Origin of the sequence: Azospirillum brasilense (assembly GCF_003349955.1) — a bacterium.
GTDB classification, from domain to species: Bacteria; Pseudomonadota; Alphaproteobacteria; order Azospirillales; family Azospirillaceae; genus Azospirillum; species Azospirillum brasilense_B.
Window position 1 is genome coordinate 52,991 of the sequence record NZ_QLKQ01000039.1, and the last position, 14,133, is coordinate 67,123.

The window sequence follows — 14,133 nt, forward strand, 5'->3', positions numbered from 1 at the left end:
ATGCGGCGCCTGGGATTGCTGAAGCGGTGCTCAACCGATTACAGCTCTTCGCCAGCCCTCTGGAAAACTCAACAACTGCCTAACCGAGTCGTGCTGCCAATCGATGAGAGCGTAGATGGCTGTATCGCTTCAGCATCTCCGGGGAGAGGTGCCCGGTGATGGCCATGATCTCATGGTCGCGCAGGTCGGTGTTCTCGAACAGCCGGCTGATCGCCTCGTGCCGGAGGTCATGCCAGCGCAGATCGGGGAACCGGTCCTCCTTCACGGCGGTGCGGAACGCGTGTCCAATGGCCCGCGGCGTCTCGATGGGGAAGACCCGGCGCTTGCCGATGGCGCTCACGCCGTCCGGCAACAGCGAGCGGAACGCCGCGACGGCGCGTGTGCTCAGCGGCACGCGCCTGGGGCGGTCGTTCTTGGTCCGTGGCAGATCGGCGTGAGGGTGGGGGCCGTCAAGGTGGACGCGGTCGCCGGTGAGGCCGGCCAGTTCCGCCTGCCGCATGCTGGTTTCCAGCGCGATCCGCACCGCGGCCCCGAGCCACGTCGATTTAGACGTGTCGCACACCGCGTAAAGCCGGTCCTCCTCGGTCTTGCCGTCCTGGTCGGACTCTGGGTCAAGACGGCGGCTTCGGCCGTTGTCGAGCGTCGGGCGGACGCCCCGGACCACCGGGTTCTCGATTGCGACTTGATGGATGAGCGACCATTGACCGTACAGGTGGGAGATCAGGTTGAGTCGGTGCACGCAGGTCTGCGCGCTGAACGCCGCCTCGGGGCCAATCTGCCCGCCGTCCTCGGCATTGTCCTCGTCCAGGACCTCGCGGCGCCAGTCCAGCAGGTCCCAGGGACGGAGCGACAGCAGCGACCAGTCGGCGAATCGGCTCGCCTTCCAGTAGGCGACCTGGCTCATCTTCACCTTGGCCGACCGCGGCGTCTTGGGGACGATCACCCGCGCGTACCAGTCGAGGGCTTGTGACAGCGTCGTGTCACGGGCCTTGCCTCGGTCGACGAATTCGTCGCCGGTGACCTTGCCCTCCATGATGCGAGCCCACTCTTCGGCCTCGCGCCGGCTCTCGAACGTCTTGGTTTCGGAAACGCCTTTGCGGCGGATGCGGACGCAATACTGATATGGTCCGCGTTCCCAGATCGTGGCCATGGGACACCCTCTGTGACAGAGGGAGTGTCACATATTGTCACGAAAATGGCCAGGAAATTGGAGCGGGTGAAGGGAATCGAACCCTCGTCGTAAGCTTGGGAAGCTTCTGCTCTACCATTGAGCTACACCCGCGCGCCGCATGTTTATAGGCGACGCTTTCGCCGCTTTCAAGCGGTTCGAGCATGCCACAGGCGGGATTCGGCAAGTTCCCGTGGGGAGGCGGCGAAAACCGACACCAGCGGCGAGATCAGTCGCGGAAACAAGGCGGTGCCGCCGGCCGCCGGCCGAACGTCCTCGTTCGCGGGCACGCCGTAGCCCTCGTCCGTCGCCGGGACGGTCACCATGCCGGCGGCGCCGGCCAGGGCGCCGGGGACCAGTTCCAGACCCAGGAAGCGGTCGAGATCGACCGGACCCGGCAGGGCCATGTCCAGCGTCAGCTCCCGCGTGAAGCCGAACCGCGCGTAATAGGGCGCGTCGCCCACCAGGATCACCGCCCGGTGACCCAGCGCCGCCGCCTTGTTCAGGCTCATCCGGATCAGCTTGCTGCCCAGCCCGCCGCCCTGCAGCCGGTCCGACACCGCGATCGGGCCGAGCAGGAGCGCCGGCACCGTGCCGCCGATGGTCACCGGCCAATAGCGGATCGTGCCCTCCAGGATCTCGTTGCCCAGCTCGTCATGCTCGATGGCGACGAAGCCGAGTTCCGGGATCGGGGCCACGCCCTCCCGCAGCTTGTAGGCGGTCTTCTTAAAACGATCCGGGCCGAAGGACCGGTCGAGCAGGGCTTCGATCGCCGCGTCGTGCCGCGGCTCTTCCAGGGAGATCATCATGTCAGGGGCTTCCCGGCAAAAGGACTGTGGTCGGAGGCGGACCGCGCCGCCGCGCCGGGGGAGCGCCGGATCAGTGCCGGCGGAGACCCGAAGCGTCCGCACGCGACCCAAGGACGGCCGCAACCGCGCGCAGCGCGGCGTGGCGTCGTCGTCGGATGCTGATGCTGTGCGGACGAGACATGGGCAAGGCTCTTCGGCCGTTGCAGGGACCTCGCATATAACACCAGTGGACAGGGGGTTCAAGCGATCGTGAAAGGGCCGGAACCGGCCCCCCGCGCATGGCTTCCCGGTGTGTCCCGCATGCATCGCCGCAGCCCCCGTCCCGCCGCTTCCGGGCATCCGGAGGGGGTGTCCCCCGCTCCGCCACTGGACAGGCGCTTTCCCCCGCCCCTATTCTCAGGACCGGGAGTGCCGCCATGTACACGAAAGTCACCCGCGCGATCCGCGTCACCGTCCAGCCGGTCTTTCTCGACGAGCAATCGATGCCCGCCGAAAGCCGCTATGTCTGGGCCTATCACGTCCGGATCGAGAACGAAGGCCAGGAAACCGTCCGGCTGCGCACACGCTATTGGCACATCACCGACGCGCTGGGGCGCGTGCAGGAGGTCCGCGGGCCGGGCGTGGTGGGCGAACAGCCGGTGCTGGAGCCCGGCGGCAGCTTCGAATACACCAGCGGAACACCGCTTCCCACGCCCTCCGGCATCATGGTCGGCTCCTACCGCTTCGAAACGGGCGCCGGCGAGGCCTTCGACGTGGCGGTCCCCGCCTTCTCGCTGGACAGCCCGCATCAGCCGCGCCAGTTGAACTGACTCCGCCCGCGCCGCGGTCGCCGTTGAACATCCCCTGGCGCCTGCAACCAATCGCCGCAGGGCGGGTTGAACGGCCGGATTCGGCGCCTTGATGTGGGGCAGGCGCCCCCACTTGCGCCATACTCCACACCGCTGCCTGCCTTCGAAGGATTGCAGTGATCCAGGCGAGCGGCGGGTCGTATGTATACCCGACAAGCCGGCTGTGGCATCGGCGCGGCGCGCGACCGGGCCGCCTGTCGCCAGGACCCATCCGACCGAGACTCGACCAGGAATCGAAAGGCTTCGCCCCGTGACGGCTTCCAAGACCCCGCACGCCGACAACATTCTCCGCGGCCCCGGCCACCCGGCCGACACCGACCACGGCGCGACCGCGCGGCCCACCCGCGCCGAAGCCGAGGATGCCGTCCGCACGCTGATCCGCTGGGCCGGCGACAACCCGTCGCGCGAGGGTCTGGTCGGCACGCCCGACCGGGTGGTCCGCTCCTACGAGGAATTCTTCGCCGGCTACGCCATTGATCCGGAGGAGATCCTCGCGCGCACCTTCGAGGAAACCGACGGCTACGACGAGATGGTCGTCCTGCGCGACATCCGGCTGGAATCCTACTGCGAGCACCACATGGTGCCGATCATCGGCAAGGCCCACGTCGCCTATCTGCCCCGCCAGCGCGTCGTCGGCATCTCCAAGCTGGCGCGGCTCGTCGAGGCCTACGCCAAGCGCCTGCAGATCCAGGAGAAGATGACGGCGCAGATCGCCAACGCCATCGATCAGGTGCTCCAGCCCGAAGGCGTCGCCGTGGTGATCGAGGCGCAGCACCAGTGCATGACCACCCGCGGCGTGCACAAGACCGGCGTCACCATGGTGACCAGCCGGATGCTGGGCGCCTTCCGCAGCGACCCGTCGACCCGCCGGGAGTTCCTGTCGATGATCGGCAATCCCGGCTCGCGCGCGGAGTGAGCCAAGCCCACGCTAATCGGCGCGGATGCCGTGCTGGCGCAGCAGGCTGTAGAGCGTCGGGCGGCTGACCCCGAGCAGGCGCGCCGTCGCCGACAGGTTGCCACCGGAGCGGGCCAGCGAATCGAGCAGGGCGCGCCGCTCCGTCTCGTCACGCAGGACGCGCAGGGTCGGCGGAGCGTCCCCGGTGGCCAGCCGGCGCCCCTCCAGCTCCAGGTCGGCGCGTCGGAAGGCGCGCTGCACCACCCCGGCCAGTTCCTGCGCGTCGATCGGCTTGCCGCACACCTCGTGGGCGCCGCGGGCCACCGCGCGCACCGCCAGCACCCGCTGGTCGTACGGGGCGAGCGCGATGACCTTGATCGAGGGCGCCTCGCCCAGGATCAGCGACAGGGCGTCCAGACCATCACCGCCGCCGCCGTTCGGCGATTCCGCCAGTTGGGCCAGATCGACCGATAGGGCCACCACCGGGGGCCGGTGCGCCCGCACCGCCTCCAGCGCGTCCGCCACGCCGCCCGCGGCGACGATCCGGCACACCGGCAGGGCGTCCTGGACCCGGCCTTCCAGGGTGGGATCGTCATCGACGACAAGCAGCGTGCGTGGGACCATGATTCTCCAACTCTCCGACCGGGAAACGGGCCGGCGCTCAGAATCGCGGCAGGCGGCCCGTCTGTCCAAGGCGCGTTGGCATGAACACCGGCGCAATTTGGGCAAAATTGCGCCGTCGAAAGGGGTGCACCGCGGCAAGGCGCCCCTCCCGCCGCCAGCCTCTCCCCCTCGCCCGGACGGTCTGCTAAGGTTCGGACACGCAAGGGCGAATCCGCGCCCGGGGGAGCAAGGTCATCATGGCGGCGAAGGTCACACCGGCGGTGAACGCGGCGAAGGCGGCGGGGGTTGCCCACCGCCTGATGGAGTATGAGTACGACCCCTCGGCGGACGCCATCGGCCTGCACGCCGCCGCCGCCATGGGCCTGGACCCGGCGGTGGTCTACAAGACGCTGATCGTACAGTTGGAGCCGAAGGCGCTGGCCTGCGTCGTCATCCCCGTCGCGGCGAAACTGGACCTCAAGGCGCTGGCCGCCGCCGCCGGGGCGAAGAAGGCCGATCTCGCCGACCCCGCGCTGGCGGAGCGCACCACCGGCTACATGGTCGGCGGCATCAGCCCGCTGGGCCAGCGCAAGGCCCTGCCGACCTTCATCGATTCCAGCGCCGAGGCGCTGCCGGAGATCGTCGTCAACGGCGGGCGGCGCGGCCTGCAGATCGCCCTGGCCCCGGCGGATCTCGCCCGCGCCACCAGGGCCGTGGTGCGGCGGATCGTCGTCCAGTAGGCGAACCGCCCACCCACACCCCCGCCATGCCGCCGCCGCACTACCACCGCGGCGGGGTTCCGGATAGGGTGCCGGCACGATGTCCTGCCCCGCGCCCCACCCCGCCCCCGCGAAGCTCCCGCCATGCTGACCGCCAACCTCGCCGCCCTGGGGGCCGCGCTCTGCTGGGCGGCCAGCGGGCTGATCGCCATCGGCCCGGTGCGGGCCATCGGATCGGTCGCCTTCAACCGCCTGCGCATGAGCATCGTCTTCGTCGGCACGGCGCTCGCCGCGACGCTGCTCGGCGGCTGGCAGACGCTCGACCTGCAGGGCGCGGCGATCCTGGCGCTGTCCGGGGCGGTCGGCATCGTCATGGGCGACACCGCGCTGTTCTGGGCGCTGGGGCGCATCGGGCCGCGCCGCAACTCGGTCATCTACGCCACCAACGCGCCGATCACAGCGCTCCTCGCCTGGGCCGTGCTGGGGGAGGCGCTGGGGCCGTGGACGGCGGTCGGCATCGCGCTGGTCACCGCCGGGGTGATGCTGGCGATCTTCTTCCGCGCCAGCCCGGTCCCCAACGGCACCGGCGCCGTTCCCCACGACTGGGAGTCGGTGCGCGGGCGCCTGCTGGTCGGTGTCGGCGCCTGCCTGATCGCCGCCGTCTGCCAGGCCGCCGGCTCGGTCATCGCCCGGCCGGTGATGGCGGCGGGCGCCGACCCCATCGCCGCGGCGGCGGTGCGCGTCGGCATGTCGGGGCTGCTGCTCTTCGCGGGCGGGCTGCTGCCCGGCCAGCGCTTCGGCTTCGGCCCCGGCCTGACGCCGCGCATCTTTGCTCAGATTGTGGTGAACGGCTTCATCGGGCTGGGGCTGGGCATGACGCTTCTGCTGATCGGGCTGGCCCACGGCAACGCCGGCGTGGTCGCCACCCTGTCGGCGACCAGCCCGGTGCTGATCCTGCCGATGCTGTGGGTCTGGACCCGCCAGCGCCCGGGGGCCGGAGCCTGGGCGGGCGCCATCGTCGCGGTGCTGGGCGTGGCGCTGATTGTCAACCGCTGACGCGGACCGAAATTTTTATCTGAAACGGTTGCGTCCGCCAATTTCCGGGGCAGGATGGAGAAACCGGCTCCCGGTTCCCGCATTCCGATAAGGCGCGACACCCCATGGCCTCCCCCCGCCGCAAGCGTTCCGGCGCCGATTCCGCCGCGCCGCTGCTGCATCTGACCCGCTTCCTGCCCTACCGCTTGGCGGTGCTGTCCAACACGGTCAGCCACACGGTGGCGAAGCTGTACGAGAAGCGATTCGGCATCACCATCCCGGAATGGCGGGTCATCGCCGTGCTGGGCGGCGGCGAGACGCTGAGCGCGGGGGAGATCGCCCAGCGCACCGCCATGGACAAGGTGCAGGTCAGCCGGGCGATCAGCCGGATGCTCGATTCGGGCCTGATCCTGCGCGAATCGGGCGCCACCGACCGCCGCAAGGCGCAGCTGACCCTGACGCCGAAGGCGCTGGCGATCTACACGGAGATCGTCCCCCTCGCCCTGGCCTACGAGCGGGAGCTGACCGACGCCCTGACGGAGGGGGAGATGGGCCAGCTCGACGATCTGCTGGCCAAGCTCCAGGCGCGGGCCGACGCGCTGGCCGCCCGCCCCGCCCCGCAGCCCTCGGAAGACGACTGAGCGCCTACGCGAAGTCCTTGAAGCTGTCCGCCGCCGCGCGGTCGTAGCCCTGGCTGGCGCGCAGGAGCTGCCGGGTGTAGTCCTCCCGCGCCGCGCCCCGGCGCAGGGCCTCCACGTCCATCTCCTCGACGATGCGGCCGCGGTTCATCACGGCCAGCCGGTCGCACATGGTGGCGACCACCGCCAGATTGTGGCTGACCAGCACGTAGGTCAGCGCGTGCTCCGCCCGCAGCCGCTTCAGCAGGTTGAGGATTTCCGCCTGCACCGACACGTCGAGCGCCGAGGTCGGCTCGTCCAGCAGCAGCACGCGCGGCTCCAGCACCAGGGCGCGGGCGATGGCGACGCGCTGGCGCTGGCCGCCGGAGAGCTGGTGCGGGTAGCGGAAGCGGAACTGCGGCCCCAGCCCGACGTCGCGCAGCACCCGGTCGATCCGCGCGTCGGCGTCGCGCAGGCCGTGGATGGCGATGGGCTCGGCCAGGATGCGGTCGATGGTGTGGCGCGGGTGCAGCGAGCCGTAAGGGTCCTGGAAGACCATCTGGCAGGACTTGAAGAAGCCCTTCTCGCGGCGCCGGCTTTGCGCGGCGCCGGCCACGGCGATGGACCCGGTCCAGTCGTGGTTCAGCCCGACGACGGCGCGCAGCACGGTGGACTTGCCCGAGCCCGATTCGCCGACCAGCCCGAAGCTCTCGCCCTCCCGCACGGCGAAGGACACCCCCTGCACGGCGGCCACCGCGTCGGCGCCATGGCCGAAGGTGACGCGCAGATCCTTGACGTCGATCATCGCCCGCCCTCCGCCGGACCATGTCCCCTCTCCCCTCTGGGGAGAGGGTTAGGGTGAGGGGGTTGCGCTTTTCCCGAACCTTCCGGCGATGCCGACGCCCCCTCACCCCGACCCTCTCCCCGGGGGGGAGAGGGAGAAACGCCCTCCAGCCAGGACGGGTCGCGCGCCAGCACCGGCAGCTCCGCCCGCGTGTCGTCCAGGCGCGGCAGGCTGTCGAGCAGGCCGCGGGTGTAGGGGTGCTTGGCCGCGTGCAGCTCCGACGCGCGGCAGGTCTCGACCACACGGCCGGCGTACATGATCAGGATGCGGTCGCAGAAGGACGCCACGAGGTTCAGATCGTGGCTGACGAAGATCATCCCCATGCCGCGGCTGGAGCACAGTTCGTCCATGATCGCCAGCACCTGCATCTGCACCGTGACGTCGAGCGCCGAGGTCGGCTCGTCGGCGATCAGCAGGTCGGGGTTGGGGATCAGCATCATGGCGATCATGATGCGCTGGCCCATGCCGCCCGACACCTCGTGCGGGTAGAGGCCGTAGACGCGCTCCGGGTTGCGGATGCGCACGGCCTCCAGCATCTCCAGCGCGCGCCGCTTCGCCTCCGCCGTGCCGGCGCTGGAATGGACGCGGTAGGCCTCGGCGATCTGCGCGCCGATGGTCATCACCGGGTTCAGCGAGAATTTCGGGTCCTGCATGACCATGGAGATGCGCCGCCCGCGGATGCCGCGCAGCCGCTTCTCCGGCAGGGTCAGCAGGTCCTCGCCCTGGAAGCGCAGCCGGTCGGCGGTGACGATGCCGGGCGGCGGGACCAGCCGCAGGATGGCCCGCCCGGTCATCGACTTGCCGGAGCCGGACTCGCCGACGATGCCCAGCTTTTCCCGGCCCACGGTGAAGGAGACGCCGCGCACCGCCTGCGTCACGCCCGTCCGGGTGGGGAAGGAGATGCGGAGGTTCTCGACCTCCAGCAGAGGTTTGTCGCTCATTGGCGGTTGGCTCATTGGCCTTTCGGGTCCAGAACGTCGCGCAGGCCGTCGCCCAGCAGGTTGAAGCCCAGGCTGACCACGAAGATGGCGATGCCGGGCATGGTGGCGACCCACCACTGCTCCAGCACATACTGGCGCCCGGTGGCGATCATCGCGCCCCATTCCGGGGCGGGCGGCTGCGCGCCGAGGCCGAGGAAGCCCAGCCCCGCCGCCGTCAGGATGATCCCCGCCATGTCCAGCGTCACCCGCACGATCAGCGAGGAGGAGCAGAGCGGCACCACATGGCCGAGGATGATCCGCGGCGTCGAGGCGCCCTGGAGCCGGGCCGCGCTGATGAAGTCGCTCTTGCGGATGGTGATCGTCTCGGCGCGCGCGATGCGGGCGTAGGGCGGCCAGCTGGTGATCGCGATGGCGATGATGGCATTCTCGATGCCCGGTCCCAGCGCCGAGACGAAGGCCAGCGCCAGGATCAGCTTCGGAAAGGCCAGGAAGATGTCGGTGACGCGCATCAGCGCCCCGTCCACCCAGCCGCCGAGATAGCCCGCCACCGTCCCGATCAGCAGCCCGGCCACCGGCGCCGTCACCGCGACCAGCGCCACGATCATCAGCGTCAGGCGGGAGCCGTAGAGGATGCGCGACAGGATGTCCCGCCCGAAGGCGTCGGTGCCCAGCCAGTGCGCCGCGCTCGGCGGCAGCAGCCGCTGCGACAGATCCTGCGTGTAGGGATCGTAGGGGGCGAGCAGCGGGGCCAGCGCCGCCATCAGCACCAGCAGCAGCACGATGCCCAGCCCGATCATCGCCAGCCGGTTGCGCGCGAAGGCCAGCCAGCCCAGATAGACCCGGCCCAGCCGGGCCTGCCCGCGGGAGTGCGGCGTCTCCGCCGTCAGCCACGCCCGCAGCCCGTTTTCGGTGGTGTGCATCATCGAGCCCTCGGATCGAGGAGGCGGTACAGCAGGTCGGACAGCAGGTTCAGGCCGATGAAGACCGCCCCCACCACCAGCGTGCCGCCCAGCACCGCGTTCATGTCCGCCGACAGCAGGGAGTTGGTGATGTAGAGCCCCAGCCCCGGCCAGGCGAACACCGTCTCCGTCAGCACCGACCCCTCCAGCAGCGAGGCGTAGGACAGCGCCACCACCGTGGTCAGCGGCACGGCAATGTTGCCCAGCGCGTGGCGCCAGATCACCCGCGCCTCGGACATGCCCTTGACGCGGGCCGTCGTGATGTATTCCTGGCGGAGCTGGTCCAGCATGAAGCTGCGCGTCATGCGCGCGATGTAGGCCACGCTGTAGAGGCCGAGGATGCCCGCCGGCAGCACCAGATGGTGCAGCGCGTTCCAGAACACGTCGGTTTCTCCGGCCAGCAGCGCGTCCGCCGTGATGATTCCCGTCACCGGATCGACGAGCCCTTCGTAGAAGACGTCCACCCGCCCCGGCCCCGGCGCCCAGTCGAGCCGCGCGTAGAAGACCAGCAGGGCCATCAGCCCCAGCCAGAAGATCGGAATGGAATGGCCGATCAGCCCGATCACCCGGATCAGATGGTCCGGCCAGCGCCCGCGGTGGACGGCGGCCATCACCCCCGCCGGGATGCCCAGCAGAACGCCGACGACCAGCGCGGCGGTCGCCAGTTCCAGCGTCGCCGGGAAGACGCGCAGGATGTCCTCCAGCACCGGGCGGGAGGTCAGCACCGAGGTGCCGAAATCGCCCTGGATCACGTCGCCGACGTAGCGCAGGAACTGCTGCCACAGCGGCAGGTCCAGCCCCAGCTCCTGCCGGACGCGGGCGTAGGTGTCGGCGGACACGCGGTCGCCGACCACGGCGATCACCGGGTCGATGGGCACCACGCGCCCGATCAGGAAGGTGACGAGCAGAAGGCCGAGGACGGTCAGCGCCACCGAGACGAGCAACCCCGCCCCGCGAATCGCATGACGCCGCCCCGGCATCCCCGGTCGTTTCAAGATAGCGGCCAAGTTTCACCCGAGTTTGAAGCAAAAACCCTCTCCCCCCTGGGGAGAGGGGAGGGTGAGGGGGGTTCGCTTTTGCCGAAGGTCCGGGCCGTGCGAGTCCCCCTCACCCTAACCCTCTCCCCAGGGGGGAGAGGGGAAGACGTATCGGGAAGGATAAAGCCCGCCTTACTTCTTGCTGACCTTCCAGTAGTAGTTGCTGTCGAAGCTCGGCCCCCAGACCAGCCCCTCGACGTTGCTGCGCTCCGCGATCACCTCGGTCTGCTGGAACATGATGACGAAGGGCGAGGTCTCCAGAACCTCGCGCTGAAGCTCCTGGTACATCGCCGCGCGCTTGGCGGTGTCGCGCTCCTCCACCGCGGCGGCGGTCTTCTTGGTCAGCTCGGGGATGTCCCAGGCGTTGCGCCAGGACAGCGGCTTGGCCTTCGCATCGTCGGCGTTGTCCGGGTTGGCGGCGAAGGTGTCGGCGTTGGTGTTCGGGTCCTGGTAGTCGGCGCCCCACTGGTACAGCAGCGCCTCGTGGTTGCGGGCGCGGTACTTGGTGACCACCTGCTTGCCGTCCGCCGGCAGCAGGTTGATCTTGATGCCCGCCGCCGCGGCACTGCCCTGGATGGCCTGGGCCATGTCCATGCTGGGCGAGGTGTTGCGGACGTCCATCGTCACCGTGATGCCGTCCGGATAGCCGGCTTGGCGGAGCAGCTCCTTCGCCTTGGCCGGGTCGTACGTGTACGGGTTCTCCTCAAGCGCGCCGAGGAAGCCCTTGGGCAGGAAGGCCTGATGGACGGTGCCGAGGCCGTTCATGATGGTCTTCGCCATGCCGTCGTAATCCACGGCGTACTTGAAGGCCTTGCGCACGTCGGGCTTGGCCAGCACCTCGTTCTTCTGGTTCAGGCCGAAATAATAGAGCGTGCCCTTGGGCGCCTGGACGATGCGGATCTTGTCGTTGCCGCGCAGCGGTTCGAACTGCTCCGGCTTCAGGTTGCGGGCCACGTCGACGTCGCCCTTCTCCAGCAGCAGGCGCTGGGTCGCCGGCTCCGCGATGTGGCGGATCAGCACGCGCTTCACCGCCGGGGCGCCGCCCCAATAGTTGGCGTTGGCCTCCAGCGACAGAAGCTCGCTGGCCTTCCACTGGCGCAGCACGAAGGGGCCGGACCCGGCGGAGTTGGTCTTCAGGAAGGCGGCGCCGAAATCGCCGTTGACCTCCTTGCTCTTGACCAGCTTGGCATCGACCACGCCGGAGACGTCGGCGGTCAGGCAGTAGAGGACGAAGGTCGGGGCGTAGGTCTTGTCCGTCTCGAAGACCAGGGTGCGCGGGTTGGTCGCGCGGACCTTCTGCTCGACGTTCTCCGGCGTCAGGCCGAACTGGGTCAGGATGAAGGCCGGCCCCTTGTTCATCTTCACGGCGCGCTGGAGCGAGTAGGCCACGTCCTCCGCCGTCAGCGGGTTGCCGGAGTGGAACTTGATGCCGTCGCGGATGGTGAAGGTGAAGGTCTTGCCGTCGTCGGAGACGGTCCAGCTTTCCGCGACCTGCCCGTAAATCTTGCTGACGTCGTTGACGTCGAAGCGGATCAGCCGGTCATAGACCTGGGCGCCGTATTCGGCCCCCGACAGCTCGAAGATTTCGCCGGGATCGAGCGTCACGATGTCGTCGAACTGCCAGGCCATGACCAGCGTGTCCTTCGGCGTGTCGGCCAGGACCGGCGTGGCCGCAAGGCCGAAGGAAAGACCGGCGGACAGAAGGGCGGCGCCGGCCAGACGGCGCGCGAGCGTGTTCATGGTTCCCATACTCCCTGCGTGATCCCGGAACGACCCCGGACGGGGCGAATTCTCTTTGGAATTCTTAGCGGTTAACGGCCGGATGATCCGGCGGCGCGGGTTCGCCTGTCAAGCGGGCGGCGGTCATAGCGGCCCCCCGCGACCGAACGCGAACGCCTTAACCCGGTCCGCAACAGGCTTGCCGATCCCGCCCGTCCGTCCACATCACTGGCGAAGCGATGGAGGACCCATGGACCAGGACCACGAGAACGGCCAGTCACGCGTGCCCAAGCCGCCGAGCCGCGACGAGGTGGAAAAAATCAGCGACGCGCAGCGCTACATCACCGACGACTGGACCGGCGACGGCGGGAAACCGGCGGATCAGCCGGCGGACGATGCCAAAGGTTGACATGGCGAGCGTTGAGTCCGGCACCGTCCCCGCGTAGCTTCGGCGGCTAACAACCACACGCGCGGGGACGACCATGATCGGGAACGACGGAAAGCCGGTGTCGAAGGACGGACTGCGCCAGCACCTCGCCGCCTACAACACGCAGTCGCGCGGCTCGAAGGAATTCGCGGCCATCCCGCGGGCGCTGGTCACCGTCTGCGACAACCTGAAGGCCGGCAAGACCACCTACGTGAAGTGCCTGGACGGCCAGTTGCAGCTGTCCCGGCGGAAGGACAACAGCGTCCAGGCGGCGTAGCGGCCCGTCACTCCTCGCCCTTCACCGGAAAATCGAACCAGGGCAGGCGCAGGAATGCGTGCTCCCGCAGCCGCGGCGTTCGCCCGCGCCGCGCCCAGTCATGGAGAACCGCGTAGGGCGCGGCCTGGTCGAGCGTCCAGGCCGCCTCGCCGCGGTCGAAGAACCAGCCGATGTAGGCGCACACGAGGCCGAGGAACTCCCGCCCCGCCACGCTCGGCGCGACGCCGAAAAAACTCACGATGATGTCGTCGAACGGCCCACGGGCGCGGCGGTCGCGCATGATCGTCAGGTCCCAGCCCGCCCCGTCGCGCAGATCCGACGGAAGCGGAGCCGTGCAACGGGCGTCGATGTCGGTGATGAAGACCGGCGCCCCCGTCCGCTCCAGCAGGTCCAGGGCCACGAAGAAGCGCGCGCAGGCGTAATAGGTCGTCTCCGCCCCCGGCGCGTGGACGGGCAGGTCGATGCGCTCCAGCGACCAGGACAGCCGCCCCGGCTGGGCGGCGCAGCGGCGGTCGAGATCGGCGCGGTCCGCCGCGCCGGGGTTGACGATGTGGACATGCACGCGGTCGCCCGGCGCGTCCTTCAGCGCATGGGAGAGGAACCAATCGCCGAAGCGCCGCCAATAGCCGGAATCGACGCTGACCAGCAGGATCGCGCCACCACCCGCCGTGGGCGGAACCGGCATCGACCGTTCCCCCGCCTCGGCGATGCACGGCCGATACCCGGCGAGCGCATCGAGGAAGACCGGGCGCGCATCGACCTGCCGCCATTTCGCCGCCTGCGGGTCGGCACGGATCGCCTCATCCGACCAGTCGCGCAAGTATCGCCGGGCGAGGCGCGAGGCGGCCACCAGCCGGCCCCGCCGGTAGAGACCATGGGCGATGCAGGCCGCCGCCGCGCCATCGGCCGGCACCCGGCGCAGCCGGTCCCGCGCCCGCCCGGCGATCCGCTCCAGCCGCCCGTCGTCCAGCATGCCGCGGTGGATGGTCAGCACGGCGGTGCGGAACAGCGCCGCCTCCGCCACCTCCCCCGCCCCACGCTCCAGCGCCGCCAGGAACAGGTCGAGCGCGCGGGCGAGCGGTTCGCCCCAGCTTGCCTCCAGGCGGTCGGCGCGGGGAAACTCCGGCAGGGCGCCGCTGGCCTGCAAGACCGCCATGGCGAGGTTGCTCAGCGCCGCCCCATCCCCCGGACGCAGCCGTGCCGCCCGGCCATAGCCCGTCACCGCCACATCGGCC

16 protein-coding genes and 1 tRNA gene are annotated in these 14,133 nt (G+C 69.8%); 7 read left to right on the top strand and 10 right to left on the bottom strand.

Annotated elements, in window-relative coordinates; genetic code table 11:
- Positions 1-79: 79 nt before the first annotated feature.
- The 3 genes from DXK32_RS17890 to DXK32_RS17900 form a co-directional block, all read right to left on the bottom strand.
- A complete protein-coding gene (locus DXK32_RS17890) occupies positions 80-1,150 on the bottom strand; it encodes a site-specific integrase (protein WP_114859760.1) in 1,071 nt (356 codons plus the stop codon).
- A gap of 58 nt (positions 1,151-1,208) precedes the next feature.
- Positions 1,209-1,282 (bottom strand) — tRNA-Gly (locus tag DXK32_RS17895).
- Between the two features lie 35 nt (positions 1,283-1,317).
- Positions 1,318-1,977, bottom strand: coding sequence for a GNAT family N-acetyltransferase (locus DXK32_RS17900; RefSeq protein WP_114859761.1), 660 nt, complete (start codon positions 1,975-1,977; stop codon positions 1,318-1,320).
- 416 nt (positions 1,978-2,393) lie between these two features.
- On the opposite strand from DXK32_RS17900, the gene apaG reads away from it, so the two are divergent.
- Both apaG and folE read left to right on the top strand, forming a co-directional pair.
- Positions 2,394-2,786: a Co2+/Mg2+ efflux protein ApaG gene (gene apaG, locus DXK32_RS17905; protein WP_114859762.1), complete on the top strand. Its 393-nt coding sequence runs from the start codon at positions 2,394-2,396 to the stop codon at positions 2,784-2,786.
- Between the two features lie 322 nt (positions 2,787-3,108).
- A complete protein-coding gene (gene folE, locus DXK32_RS17910) occupies positions 3,109-3,741 on the top strand; it encodes a GTP cyclohydrolase I FolE (RefSeq protein WP_114859775.1) in 633 nt (210 codons plus the stop codon).
- Between the two features lie 12 nt (positions 3,742-3,753).
- On the opposite strand, the gene DXK32_RS17915 is transcribed toward folE, so the two are convergent.
- Positions 3,754-4,344 (bottom strand): helix-turn-helix domain-containing protein, encoded by a 591-nt coding sequence (locus DXK32_RS17915; protein ID WP_114859763.1) that lies wholly within the window; start codon positions 4,342-4,344, stop codon positions 3,754-3,756.
- Between the two features lie 236 nt (positions 4,345-4,580).
- Between DXK32_RS17915 and ybaK the strand changes: the two genes are divergently transcribed.
- The 3 genes from ybaK (at position 4,581) to DXK32_RS17930 (ending at position 6,718) form a co-directional block, all read left to right on the top strand.
- Positions 4,581-5,063, top strand: a complete 483-nt coding sequence (gene ybaK, locus DXK32_RS17920; RefSeq protein WP_114859764.1) for a Cys-tRNA(Pro) deacylase — start codon at positions 4,581-4,583, stop codon at positions 5,061-5,063.
- Positions 5,064-5,186: 123 nt separating this feature from the next.
- Complete coding sequence (locus tag DXK32_RS17925) at positions 5,187-6,098, top strand: DMT family transporter (protein ID WP_114859765.1); 912 nt, start codon at positions 5,187-5,189, stop codon at positions 6,096-6,098.
- A 104-nt stretch (positions 6,099-6,202) separates the two neighbouring features.
- Positions 6,203-6,718, top strand: coding sequence for a MarR family winged helix-turn-helix transcriptional regulator (locus tag DXK32_RS17930; protein WP_114859766.1), 516 nt, complete (start codon positions 6,203-6,205; stop codon positions 6,716-6,718).
- A 4-nt stretch (positions 6,719-6,722) separates the two neighbouring features.
- On the opposite strand, the gene DXK32_RS17935 is transcribed toward DXK32_RS17930, so the two are convergent.
- From DXK32_RS17935 to DXK32_RS17955, 5 genes are all read right to left on the bottom strand, one after another.
- Positions 6,723-7,499: an ABC transporter ATP-binding protein gene (locus tag DXK32_RS17935; protein WP_114859767.1), complete on the bottom strand. Its 777-nt coding sequence runs from the start codon at positions 7,497-7,499 to the stop codon at positions 6,723-6,725.
- The gene (locus DXK32_RS17940) at positions 7,496-8,479 is read right to left on the bottom strand and encodes an ABC transporter ATP-binding protein (RefSeq protein ID WP_114859768.1); all 984 of its coding nucleotides are present in this window, start codon (positions 8,477-8,479) and stop codon (positions 7,496-7,498) included. Before DXK32_RS17940 ends, DXK32_RS17935 begins: the two co-directional genes overlap by 4 nt.
- A gap of 11 nt (positions 8,480-8,490) precedes the next feature.
- Positions 8,491-9,399, bottom strand: coding sequence for a nickel transporter permease (nikC, locus tag DXK32_RS17945; protein WP_432612353.1), 909 nt, complete (start codon positions 9,397-9,399; stop codon positions 8,491-8,493).
- Complete coding sequence (locus tag DXK32_RS17950) at positions 9,399-10,418, bottom strand: ABC transporter permease (RefSeq protein WP_114859770.1); 1,020 nt, start codon at positions 10,416-10,418, stop codon at positions 9,399-9,401. Before DXK32_RS17950 ends, nikC begins: the two co-directional genes overlap by 1 nt.
- A 189-nt stretch (positions 10,419-10,607) precedes the next feature.
- A complete protein-coding gene (locus tag DXK32_RS17955) occupies positions 10,608-12,215 on the bottom strand; it encodes an ABC transporter substrate-binding protein (protein ID WP_114859776.1) in 1,608 nt (535 codons plus the stop codon).
- 229 nt (positions 12,216-12,444) lie between these two features.
- Between DXK32_RS17955 and DXK32_RS32240 the strand changes: the two genes are divergently transcribed.
- Both DXK32_RS32240 and DXK32_RS17960 read left to right on the top strand, forming a co-directional pair.
- On the top strand, positions 12,445-12,603 hold the full coding sequence (locus tag DXK32_RS32240; protein WP_162801236.1) for a hypothetical protein: 159 nt from the start codon (positions 12,445-12,447) through the stop codon (positions 12,601-12,603).
- Positions 12,604-12,676: 73 nt separating this feature from the next.
- Positions 12,677-12,898: a hypothetical protein gene (locus tag DXK32_RS17960; protein ID WP_114859771.1), complete on the top strand. Its 222-nt coding sequence runs from the start codon at positions 12,677-12,679 to the stop codon at positions 12,896-12,898.
- 7 nt (positions 12,899-12,905) lie between these two features.
- Here DXK32_RS17960 and DXK32_RS17965 read toward each other — a convergent pair.
- Positions 12,906-14,133, bottom strand: a 1,228-nt coding sequence (locus tag DXK32_RS17965) for a hypothetical protein (protein ID WP_162801237.1), incomplete at its 5' end; no start/stop codon positions are given.